Source organism: Pseudomonas sp. TMW22089, from assembly GCF_022496645.1.
Taxonomy (GTDB): domain Bacteria; phylum Pseudomonadota; class Gammaproteobacteria; order Pseudomonadales; family Pseudomonadaceae; genus Aquipseudomonas; species Aquipseudomonas paraversuta.
On sequence record NZ_SCFG01000044.1, the window covers coordinates 1 to 9,431 of the forward strand.

At 56.2% G+C, this 9,431-nt stretch carries 12 protein-coding genes and 1 pseudogene; 7 read left to right on the forward strand and 6 right to left on the reverse strand.

The features are described from left to right. Window positions 1-209 (forward strand): annotated as a pseudogene (locus EQV90_RS21465) (putrescine ABC transporter permease PotI); the annotation flags it as partial. Window positions 210-326: 117 nt separating this feature from the next. On the opposite strand, the gene EQV90_RS21470 reads toward EQV90_RS21465, so the two are convergent. Then, the gene (locus tag EQV90_RS21470) at window positions 327-890 is read right to left on the reverse strand and encodes a DsrE family protein (protein ID WP_240878658.1); all 564 of its coding nucleotides are present in this window, start codon (window positions 888-890) and stop codon (window positions 327-329) included. 82 nt (window positions 891-972) lie between these two features. Between EQV90_RS21470 and EQV90_RS21475 the strand changes: the two genes are divergently transcribed. Next, window positions 973-1,206 (forward strand): hypothetical protein, encoded by a 234-nt coding sequence (locus EQV90_RS21475; protein WP_003444649.1) that lies wholly within the window; start codon window positions 973-975, stop codon window positions 1,204-1,206. A 102-nt stretch (window positions 1,207-1,308) separates the two neighbouring features. After that, the gene (locus EQV90_RS21480; RefSeq protein WP_003444652.1) at window positions 1,309-1,506 is read left to right on the forward strand and encodes a hypothetical protein; all 198 of its coding nucleotides are present in this window, start codon (window positions 1,309-1,311) and stop codon (window positions 1,504-1,506) included. A 60-nt stretch (window positions 1,507-1,566) separates the two neighbouring features. Here the strand turns inward: EQV90_RS21480 and EQV90_RS21485 are convergent, their stop codons facing one another. After that, the gene (locus tag EQV90_RS21485; protein ID WP_003444655.1) at window positions 1,567-1,827 is read right to left on the reverse strand and encodes a hypothetical protein; all 261 of its coding nucleotides are present in this window, start codon (window positions 1,825-1,827) and stop codon (window positions 1,567-1,569) included. 188 nt (window positions 1,828-2,015) lie between these two features. Here EQV90_RS21485 and EQV90_RS21490 point away from each other — a divergent pair, with 188 nt between their 5' ends. After that, window positions 2,016-2,177 carry a DUF2986 domain-containing protein gene (locus EQV90_RS21490; protein WP_003444657.1) on the forward strand — a complete coding sequence of 54 codons (162 nt, stop codon included), beginning with the start codon at window positions 2,016-2,018 and terminating at the stop codon, window positions 2,175-2,177. Window positions 2,178-2,523: 346 nt separating this feature from the next. Here EQV90_RS21490 and EQV90_RS21495 read toward each other — a convergent pair whose 3' ends face one another. From EQV90_RS21495 to EQV90_RS21505, 3 genes are all read right to left on the reverse strand, one after another. Beyond that, on the reverse strand, window positions 2,524-3,768 hold the full coding sequence (locus EQV90_RS21495) for a saccharopine dehydrogenase family protein (protein WP_240878659.1): 1,245 nt from the start codon (window positions 3,766-3,768) through the stop codon (window positions 2,524-2,526). A 28-nt stretch (window positions 3,769-3,796) separates the two neighbouring features. Beyond that, window positions 3,797-4,894, reverse strand: coding sequence for a carboxynorspermidine decarboxylase (locus EQV90_RS21500; RefSeq protein WP_240878660.1), 1,098 nt, complete (start codon window positions 4,892-4,894; stop codon window positions 3,797-3,799). Between the two features lie 172 nt (window positions 4,895-5,066). Continuing rightward, window positions 5,067-5,615: an AAA family ATPase gene (locus EQV90_RS21505; RefSeq protein WP_240878661.1), complete on the reverse strand. Its 549-nt coding sequence runs from the start codon at window positions 5,613-5,615 to the stop codon at window positions 5,067-5,069. Window positions 5,616-5,781: 166 nt separating this feature from the next. On the opposite strand from EQV90_RS21505, the gene EQV90_RS21510 reads away from it, so the two are divergent. Next, window positions 5,782-6,105, forward strand: a complete 324-nt coding sequence (locus EQV90_RS21510; RefSeq protein ID WP_029613027.1) for a gamma-glutamylcyclotransferase — start codon at window positions 5,782-5,784, stop codon at window positions 6,103-6,105. A gap of 63 nt (window positions 6,106-6,168) precedes the next feature. Here the strand turns inward: EQV90_RS21510 and EQV90_RS21515 are convergent, their stop codons facing one another. Further along, window positions 6,169-7,098 (reverse strand): LysR family transcriptional regulator, encoded by a 930-nt coding sequence (locus EQV90_RS21515; RefSeq protein WP_178092376.1) that lies wholly within the window; start codon window positions 7,096-7,098, stop codon window positions 6,169-6,171. A 166-nt stretch (window positions 7,099-7,264) separates the two neighbouring features. Here EQV90_RS21515 and EQV90_RS21520 point away from each other — a divergent pair, with 166 nt between their 5' ends. Together EQV90_RS21520 and EQV90_RS21525 are read left to right on the forward strand one after the other, a co-directional pair. Continuing rightward, window positions 7,265-8,275: an NAD(P)-dependent alcohol dehydrogenase gene (locus EQV90_RS21520; RefSeq protein WP_240878662.1), complete on the forward strand. Its 1,011-nt coding sequence runs from the start codon at window positions 7,265-7,267 to the stop codon at window positions 8,273-8,275. Window positions 8,276-8,625: 350 nt separating this feature from the next. Then, window positions 8,626-9,237 (forward strand): hypothetical protein, encoded by a 612-nt coding sequence (locus EQV90_RS21525; protein WP_240878663.1) that lies wholly within the window; start codon window positions 8,626-8,628, stop codon window positions 9,235-9,237. Window positions 9,238-9,431 lie beyond the last annotated feature (194 nt).

Here is a 9,431-nt window from a genome sequence, read left to right on the forward strand (position 1 = left end):
CGGTACGTCTGGGGGTCAAACCCGAGATCAACGCCGTGGCCAGCCTGATTCTGCTGGCGGTGTCGCTGGTGACCTTCCTGGTGTGGTTCTTCAGCCGCCGCGCCGAAGAACACCGCAAAAAGGCGATTCAGCAAGCCATCGACGAAGCCTCGGCCGAGTCCTGGAAACAACCCGATGTACGCCGTCCGAAATCGCTGACAGCGGTTTAAGCCAGCGCCATAAAAACCTCGCCTCCTGTGCACAGGAGGCGAGGTTTTTTTATGCCTGGCCAACGCTGCAATCAAACTGTCGGCGCAAGCTCCCCCCCCGGCGGGGCTGATCCGGTATCACATGGGCATCAGGCTGTATCCCTGGTGCTCCAGGGTCGTAATGGTGGTCAGCGCCGAGAGCGCAGTGGTGACCGATTTGTCGACTTCGCTGTAGGCAAAGTGGTGTTCGGCCACCGCCTGACCACACACCGCCACATCTACTCCGGCGTGCCGCAGAGCTGCGATCAGGGGCAAGTTGGGGTTGGCCGTCTTGAATCGGGAGCGATAGGTCGCGTCGTCGAGCGCGAGCGCCGTTGCGTCACCGGAGGCAACGGCAACAAATTTCAATTGCGTCAGGGGCACACCTGCTGCCACATAGAGATTGACGGTGCGGGCTACGTGGTCCAGTGCCGGGTTGACGTCTGCGGGGGTTTTAGGCCCCTTGGTCAGGGCAAAAACCACCTTGTAGGTGGCGGTCTTGTCGGGCTGGTAGGCAGCATCTGCCAGCGGATGGATCTTGCCGTAACCCACAATGGTCGGCGTGGTCCAGAACCCGGGCGCGGTATCGGCCTGCTCGGCCAGCAACTGGCTGCTGGCCAGAGTCAGAAATGTGAAAGAGACGATTTTGACAACATGGCGCATGGCAATATTCCTCTGTCCGGTTCGGTCTTGTTGTTGATAGCATCGCGCGCTTTAGTCAACGCCGCCAAGAGAATCGAACAACATGAATAGAGAGCAGGTTCGTACCGCCATTGGGTTCGCACTGATCACATCAGTGATTGCACTGCTTTCGGCGTACGCCCAGACCAATCCCTATAGCGCGGCAGGATGGTTGCTGGAGTCGAAGCTGCTGGCATCGCTCTGGCTTGAGGCATTGCCGCTCGCAGCCATTCTGGTGCTGATTCTTGCCACACCCTGGTATCTGGTGAAGCTTTTCAGGCGTCTGCGCAGCAAATAACTGCGCCAACCCGGCCTGATCGATCATTGAGCCGAAGCAAACTGCCGCACAGCCGATATTGCGCGTTAAAGTCGTAGCGGTCAGCACCAACAGGAACCACCCATGTCAGACAAACCGCCCGCACAGACAGTCACCGCGGCAGATATAGAAAAATCGATCCAGGCCCTCAACAAAATGGCCGAGCGTCTGTGGGGGGATGGCAGAGAAGCCGAGGCCAAAGCCCTGCTCGATGCGCTGGATGCCCTGAACCGGGCTCTGGACAGGATCCGGATTGGTGAAAATCGGCGCACGCTGCACTGAGGGGGCACGCAACCCTGGACAGCAAACAGGCGGGGCAGGATCACCCCCCCGCCGCTGCCGCTAATGACCCTTTTGCGCGTTCACTACATCCTGCAGGGCTTTGTTGGTGAGGTTGATGCACTTCTGGGTATCACCTGCAGCCTGCGCCTCTTGTGCCGCAACTCTCGCGTCATGGATCTGCCCGAGCAGTGGCTGGCCGATAGTGCCGGAGCTGGCTTTGTAATCGGCCAATTTCTGCAGGTTTATGGTGCACAAATCATCGGCTGCAAAAATCGGAGTGGCGACCAGGGCCGCCAGAACCAACAAAACTGAGCGTTTCATAAGACTCTCGATTATTTAAGGACTGGAGTTTGACTATAGACCCGGTTTGACCCGGGCATCGAGCTCCACCCAATGACAGGTTGAGCCCCTGCAAAGAGCCGAACCGGCGGTACTAAACGTGGCACCGCCATCGGGCCCGGTGTTTTAAACTGATATCATTGAGGAATGTACAAGCTGAGTAGAAAAGCATGAACCGTCGTAAAAAGATCAAGCAGTTGCTCAAGGCCCACGCAAAAAAGGCCAGTGCCAAACTGGCCCCGCAAAACAAGAGCAAATACATTTGTAAAGCTGACCGTTTGAAGCTGGCTGCAGAGTCCGCCCAGGACGACGTCACCACCTCTGAAAGCTGATCCATACAACCCCCGGCAGATTCCCCCGCCCCATCCTGATCAGCACTGGATCATGCTCGAGCCCGGTCGGTATCCCGCCAAGCCGGGCATGTCTGTCCTGCTTCGGTATCAATTTCATCTCACTGCAGGCGGCGGCTGACAAAGGGCTCCAGCCTGTTCGAGCCGGGGCGCCAGAAGCCAGTTACAGAACAGAAGGTCAACTTCTCGGAGGGGGGGTGCCGCCGCTCATCACACCCATGGGTGCCAGCGGGATCCAGCAAACTGCACCAATCAAAACGCCGCTTGAAAAGCGGCGTTTTGCGTATCGTGGAACGCGGGCGTGAGGATCACCTGTTATTCAGGTGTCTCAGGCATTGCGATTCCAGGGACGATCACCATTCTCGTCCTTGATCCGGGTCGGCAGACCCATCACGTCCAGCGCGTTGAGGAACGGCTCGGCCGGCAGTTCTTCGACGTTGACCATGCGCTGCACGTCCCACTCGCCACGGGCGACCAGAAGCGCCGCGGCCACGGGCGGCACGCCAGCCGTATAGGAGATGCCCTGGCTGTCAGTTTCTGCGTAGGCGTCTTCATGATCGGCGACGTTGTAGATGAACACCTCGCGCGCCTGACCATCCTTGGTACCCTTGACCAGATCACCGATGCAGGTCTTGCCGGTGTATCCGGGAGCCAGCGAGCTCGGGTCAGGCAGTACGGCCTTGACCAGCTTCAACGGCACCACTTCCAGGCCCTCGGCGGTCTTGACCGGCTGCTCGGAGAGCAGGCCGAGGTTTTTCAGCACGGTGAACACGTTGATGTAGTGTTCGCCAAAGCTCATCCAGAACCTTACGTTGGGCACGTCAAGATTCTTCGACAGGGAATGAACTTCGTCATGGCCGGTCAGGTACAGGTTCTGCTCTCCGACAACCGGCAGGTCGTCGGTGCGCTTGACTTCGAACATGGTGTTGCTTGTCCACTGGCTGTTCTGCCAGCTCCACACCTGTCCGGTAAATTCACGGAAGTTGATTTCAGGGTCGAAATTGGTAGCGAAATACTTGCCATGTGAACCGGCATTGACATCAAGAATATCGATTGAATCAATGCGGTCGAAATACTGTTGCTTGGCCAGTGCTGCATAGGCGTTGACCACGCCCGGATCGAAACCTACACCGAGGATGGCGGTGATGTTTTTCTCTTTGCACTCCTCGATATGGTTCCACTCGTAGTTGCCATACCAGGGCGGCGTCTCGCAGACTTTGCCCGGCTCTTCATGGATGGCGGTGTCCAGGTAAGCCACGCCGGTATCGATGCAGGCACGCAGCACCGACATGTTGAGAAACGCGGAACCGACGTTGATCACGATCTGCGATTCGGTTTCGAGAATAAGAGCCTTGGTCGCTTCCACGTCCAGGGCGTTTAGCGTGAAAGCCTTGATTTCGGCAGGCAGTTTGAGGCTGCCCTTGGCCTTGACGCTATCGATGATGGCCTGGCATTTGGAGATGTTGCGCGACGCGATAGCAATCCGACCGAGTTCGTCGTTGTGCTGCGCGCATTTGTGGGCCACCACCTTGGCGACACCTCCTGCACCAATGATAAGAACGTTCTTTTTCAATTGCTTTATCTCTCCTTTATCCGCCAGCTTACGAAAGGCTGGACAGGTAATCTTCGTAACCAAATTCACGAACCACTTCGACTGTACCGTCGAGTTGTTTCACTACGATGGACGGCATTTTCAGGCCGTTGAACCAGTTTTTCTTGACCATGGTGTAGCCCGCGGTGTCGATGAACGACAGCCGATCGCCGATGGTCAACGGACGATCAAATTGGTATTCGCCAAAAATGTCCCCGGCCAGGCAGGATTTTCCGCACACCATGTAGGTGTATTCGCCGTCGCTTGGCGCCAGCTTGGCGTTGAGGCGATAGATCAGCAGGTCCAGCAGGTGGGCTTCGATGGAGCTGTCTACCACGGCCAGGTGCTTGCCGTTGTAAAGGGTGTCGAGCACTGTGACTTCCAGCGAGGCGCTGTTGGTGATAGCGGCTTCGCCCGGCTCCAGGTAAACCTGCACGCCATACTTGTGCGAGAACGCTTTGAGGCGAGCGCAGAACGCGTCCAGGGCATAGCCTTCACCGGTAAAGTGAATGCCGCCACCGAGGCTGACCCACGTGACCTTGTGCAGCAGCTCGCCGAAGCGTTCTTCGATGGTGCACAGCATCTGGTCGAACAGCTCAAAGTCACCGTTCTCGCAGTTGTTGTGGAACATGAAACCGGAAATCTGATCGATGACGCCTTCGATCTTCACCGGGTCCCATTCACCCAGGCGGCTGAACGGGCGCGCCGGATCGGCCAGCAGGTAGTCGGAGCTGCTGACTTGCGGGTTGACCCGCAGGCCGCGGATCTTGCCTTCGGAGCGCTCGGCAAAACGCTGCAGCTGACCAATGGAGTTGAAGATGATCTTGTCGCAATTGGCGAGCATCTCTTCAATTTCATCATCGGCCCAGGCCACGCTATAGGCGTGGGCTTCGCCTTCGAACTTCTGGCGACCGAGCTTCAACTCGTACAGCGACGACGATGTGGTGCCGTCCATGTATTGCTGCATCAAGTCGAACACCGACCAGGTGGCAAAGCACTTGAGTGCCAGCAGGGCCTTGGCCCCGGACTGCTCGCGCACATAGGCGATCTTCTGCATGTTCTTGAGCAGTTTCTGTTTATCGATCAGGTAGTACGGCGTTTTGATCATTTCGAGGCGACTCCAGCAAGGCCAGCCAAAAAAGGATGCGCATTGTGCCTTCACTAACCGGATATCGAAAGAGCAAAAGCCCAGTTCCAAATGTCGCCCGCCCGAGCGGTACTGCAACCCTGTTGGCAAACCCCGGGCAATCCTGGTGGCTCAGAGGGTCGTAGCGCTGGATTCATATGATTGACGGTGCAGGGTTCAATCCGTTGATTGCATCCCGTATATGTCGTAGCCGATCTGTAACCGATATGTCCCCCTCAAGCTTCAACACAGTACAGGCAAGCCCGGACAGCCATTGCCGATGCCTGGCCAGGCTACGCCCCGGAACACTTCCTTGATCATACTGAGCTGCCCAGGCCAGAAACTCCGGCTTCGCCTCACCGAAGCGCTTTACCTCGCGACGTTTCGGCCTCTCTAATCTGAGTTCAACTGGAACATAAAGGAACACCACAAGATCAAATTCGCTCTCAAGGGGTTGACCCCAACCCATGACTGATCCCGCAACGACTGCACGGCCATGGCAGTGCATTTGTTGTAACAAGCGCTCTGCTCGTTGCGTCTTGTCTGCCAACTGCTGATAGGGCGGATTACCGGGCAGCCACAAAAAATCATCCGCTTCCAGGTGGGTCGTATTCAGTTCCTTTGCCAAAGCATCTGCCAGGGTCGTGGTGCCGCTACCAGCCGCGCCTGTAATCAGGATGTAACGTGGCGTATCTTTTGTCATTTCACTTCCAGCCTGTCTGAAACAAGTTTGCCAGCGCCCATACATCACCAGTGTCCAGACGATTTGACAGATTGGCGCAGATATTATCGAGCCACTGAGTTTCTGATTGATTTGTCCCCTGCCCATAAGTCAGGATTCCGCCCTTTTGATTGAGCGGGGAACACATATGGAGCGTCTATTCGTCTATGGGACCTTGGGGCCAGGAAGGCCAAATGAGCACGTGATGTCAAACATTGGCGGCGTATGGGAGTCCGCCTCGCTCAAGGGACGCTTGGTACAGGCAGGCTGGGGAGCAGACCTGGGATTCCCTGGTCTGGTTATTGCCGAGGATGGCGATGATATTCATGGCCATCTCTTCTGCTCTGAAAATTTCGCCCGCCACTGGCCGGCACTGGACGATTTTGAAGGGGCCGAGTATCAACGTGTCCTGACCAGCGTGACTCTGGATAATGGTGCTCAAGTGAGTGCTTATGTCTATGCCCTGCGTTAACCATTGAAAGCCAGGGCGCTGCTTCATGACTGCTTTGCTGGCCAATAGCTGCCCTTTGCGCGCCTAAGCCCCGCTGGTCTTTTGCTCAAGCCATAAAGGATAAAGCAGCGCAAACCTCTGGCTCACCCAGTCGACAAATGCATGCACCTGCGGGGCAAGGTACGTTCTGCTGGGGTACAACACGGACACCGGGCGCGGTCTTGGCCGATAGTTCTCGAGTACCTCCACCAAAGAACCATCAGCCAGATACCGCTCCAGCGCGATCCCCGGCGCCTGAAGAATGCCAAAACCGGCCACGCCACATTGCACATAAGTGCTGGACTCATTGACGACGATGCCACGGTGGCTGACGTAGCCCCTGTCGATGCCGCCATTGGAGAACTGCCAGGGGAGCGGTCGCTGGTTCTGACCGGACAGAAAACTGATGCAACGGTGAGAATCCAGCTCCTGCAGAGTATGCGGCGCGCCGAACTCCTGGATATATCCAGGCGCCGCGCACGTCACCATGGTTGCCATGCCGATACGCCGGGCCACCAGACTGGAGTCCGGTAACTCTCCGATCCTGAGCGCGCAATCCACCCCTTCGGCGACCAAATCCACGGTACGGTCGGTAACCCCCAATGCCATTTCGATTTGCGGATGACGGTTGCTGAACTCTCTCAGACTTGTGATGAATGCAGGCTGGGAAAGCGCCGATGGAATATCAACCCGCAGTTTTCCTCGAAGGGATGCCCCGGCAACATCGAACATCGACGTTGCCTGAGCGAGGCGACCGAGAATATCCATGACCCGTTCGTAAAACTGCTCCCCCTCTGTCGTCAGTCGCACTTGTCGGGTTGTGCGCTGAAAAAGTCTCACGCCAAGAGATGCTTCCAGCTCCTGTATGGCCCGGGTGACCTGAGGGCGTCCCAATTGTGTGGCATCAGCGGCTTTGGTGAAGCTTCCAAGCTCGGCAACACGCACAAAAACTTGCATTGATTGCAGCAGTTCCATACACCCTCGCTCAGATTTTGTTGCTGCTTAAGGTATCAACCCTAGGCCATTGTTGCCGTTAGAGACAACAGTCTTGTCCTGGCTGAAGCATTTATTGCCACTGACTCAGGGGTAACAATGGCCGCACTCCACCAGATCTGACTGGTGCCCTTTAAGGAGAAACAATATGAAAGCCTGGCTTCTGAATGATTTTGGTCTCGACAATTTAGTCCTTGGTGACACCCCCACGCCGGAACCCAAGGCCGGAGAGTTGCTGGTCAAGGTTGGCGCCGTTTCCCTCAACTTCCGCGACAAAGCCATCGTCGACGGTATTTACGAACCACATAAAGTGCCCAAACCGCTGATTCCCGTGAGCGATGCAGCAGGAACCGTAGTCGCTGTGGGTGAAGGTGTCAGCCGATTCAAACTTGGCGACCGGGTAAACTCGCATTTGTATTCACGCTGGATTGATGGCGCCCCTGCTTCGGACGAACCCGATTACTGCTTTGGCTCGCCCCTGCCTGGGGGCCTGGCCGAGTACATGATCATTCAAGAGGATAGCGCTGTGCGCGCACCCGATAACATGTCGGACGAAGAAGCCTCGACACTGCCTATCGCCGCGCTTACTGCCTGGTATTCACTGGTGGACTACGGCCAGATCAAACCCGGAGAAACCGTACTCGTGCAGGGTACTGGCGGCGTGTCGATCTTCGCCGTTCAACTGGCTGCTGCGCTGGGTGCCAAAGTGATAGTCACGTCGAGCAATGACGCCAATCTGCAGGCTGCCATGCAACTGGGTGCAGTCAGCGGGGTGAACTACAGGACCCACCCGCAATGGCATGAGCAAGTGCTCAAGCTCACCGACGGCAAGGGGGTCGATCTGCTTCTGGACGTTGCCGGTGGCAATGGTTTGAATCAGTCCATCGCAGCGACCAAGGCCGCAGGCAAGATCGCACAAATCGGCTTCCTGACAGGGCAGACCACCGAGCTTGGCCTGATGCCGTTGATTTTCCGGCAGACCACCATACGCGGCATCGCAGTCGCGCCGCGCTCGTCCTTCGACCGTATGAACGCCTTCCTCAATGAAAACCAAATCCGGCCAGTCATCGATAAGGTCTACCCCTTTGAAGAGGCACTCCAGGCGTACGAACACTTGGCGAGGGGCGCTTTCGGCAAGGTAGTGATCAAGATTGCTTGAGGGGGTGAATTGATATTGCCGGAGAGAAACCGGCGCACTTCCTTGCAGCCCTGAACCGGAAAAGCGACCGGGCTGCGCGCTGGTTTGTAGCCGGGCATGTCGCATGCCCGGCCTCCTCGCTACCTTCCGCTGGCCCGACATGCTTGCTCTGCGGGTGGACTTGCGTCCCTTCACCGATCAGCCATCTTTTGCCTGTAACTGTTGCTGACGTCAGTGGGTTTGCGTGCTCTGATCGTGGCCATATCACAGGCTGTACCTATAAACTCGAGGCGCTTCATTCAATAGCTGCTGGAGCAAAGCTGAGCGTGAGTCGGCCCACCAGGATGAGCAGAATCAGAAAGGGATCTCAGATGAAGGTCAGAGCGTTTGCTGTAAGCATTTTTTCTTTTGCCGTGCTCAATTGCGCATATGCGGAGGCGGATAGATCCCGAGTCCTGATTGAAACTCGCGGGTACACACAGGCCTATGTAAAACAGAGTCTGGGCAACAGCAATCCGCGCTTGTTGGCATCCGTATTCCCCAATAACGTTGCCTATGTTTTAGCTGCGGATGCCCCTGGATTTCAGCCAGAAGGCGAGAATTTGTTAAGGCATGTGAAGGATGGCACTTCGACTCGACAGGGTGAATTTATTCGGGAGGAGAAAGGCAAAATTCTCACGATGCAGTTCGATGAGATGTGCGCGAAACTGATTGGCCTGGGACTCAGGTCGTTGGGGCAAGGAACAAAGCAGCGTTTGTCGGCATGGACGAAAAAGCCGATTGTGATTGCCCAAATCATGTCCGGAGAGCTGGCATCTGCACCATTGGACCTGGACAGGACTGCGGGAAGGAAGATCAAGGTCATTGCTGAGGAGAACAGCAACATGCGCTGCAACATCTACAAATCACTGAGAAATCACAAGGTAACCTACGATATTTCCGTGGCACTTGTTGCAAGATCCGCTTACTGGGGAGGTCGCTAGATCTTTTAACTGCTACTGATTTCCCTGCAATTCAAGCTCCAATAGCCGCGTCTGCGTAATTGCATGGTGGACTTGCCCCTACCAAACCGGACACCAACTCCCCGTTAAATTGATGCTGCTGCCAAACGCCTAAACTCTCTCGGCGACCTATATTTCAAAGCACTGTGCGGATGCTGCTCGTTGTAATGCTCGAA

Coding starts and splice junctions, on each gene's coding strand:
- EQV90_RS21470 (WP_240878658.1), bottom strand. CDS start 890: ATGCGCCATGTTGTCAAAATCGTCTCTTTCACATTTCTGACTCTGGCC.
- EQV90_RS21475 (WP_003444649.1), top strand. CDS start 973: ATGAATAGAGAGCAGGTTCGTACCGCCATTGGGTTCGCACTGATCACA.
- EQV90_RS21480 (WP_003444652.1), top strand. CDS start 1,309: ATGTCAGACAAACCGCCCGCACAGACAGTCACCGCGGCAGATATAGAA.
- EQV90_RS21485 (WP_003444655.1), bottom strand. CDS start 1,827: ATGAAACGCTCAGTTTTGTTGGTTCTGGCGGCCCTGGTCGCCACTCCG.
- EQV90_RS21490 (WP_003444657.1), top strand. CDS start 2,016: ATGAACCGTCGTAAAAAGATCAAGCAGTTGCTCAAGGCCCACGCAAAA.
- EQV90_RS21500 (WP_240878660.1), bottom strand. CDS start 4,894: ATGATCAAAACGCCGTACTACCTGATCGATAAACAGAAACTGCTCAAG.
- EQV90_RS21505 (WP_240878661.1), bottom strand. CDS start 5,615: ATGACAAAAGATACGCCACGTTACATCCTGATTACAGGCGCGGCTGGT.
- EQV90_RS21510 (WP_029613027.1), top strand. CDS start 5,782: ATGGAGCGTCTATTCGTCTATGGGACCTTGGGGCCAGGAAGGCCAAAT.
- EQV90_RS21515 (WP_178092376.1), bottom strand. CDS start 7,098: ATGGAACTGCTGCAATCAATGCAAGTTTTTGTGCGTGTTGCCGAGCTT.
- EQV90_RS21520 (WP_240878662.1), top strand. CDS start 7,265: ATGAAAGCCTGGCTTCTGAATGATTTTGGTCTCGACAATTTAGTCCTT.
- EQV90_RS21525 (WP_240878663.1), top strand. CDS start 8,626: ATGAAGGTCAGAGCGTTTGCTGTAAGCATTTTTTCTTTTGCCGTGCTC.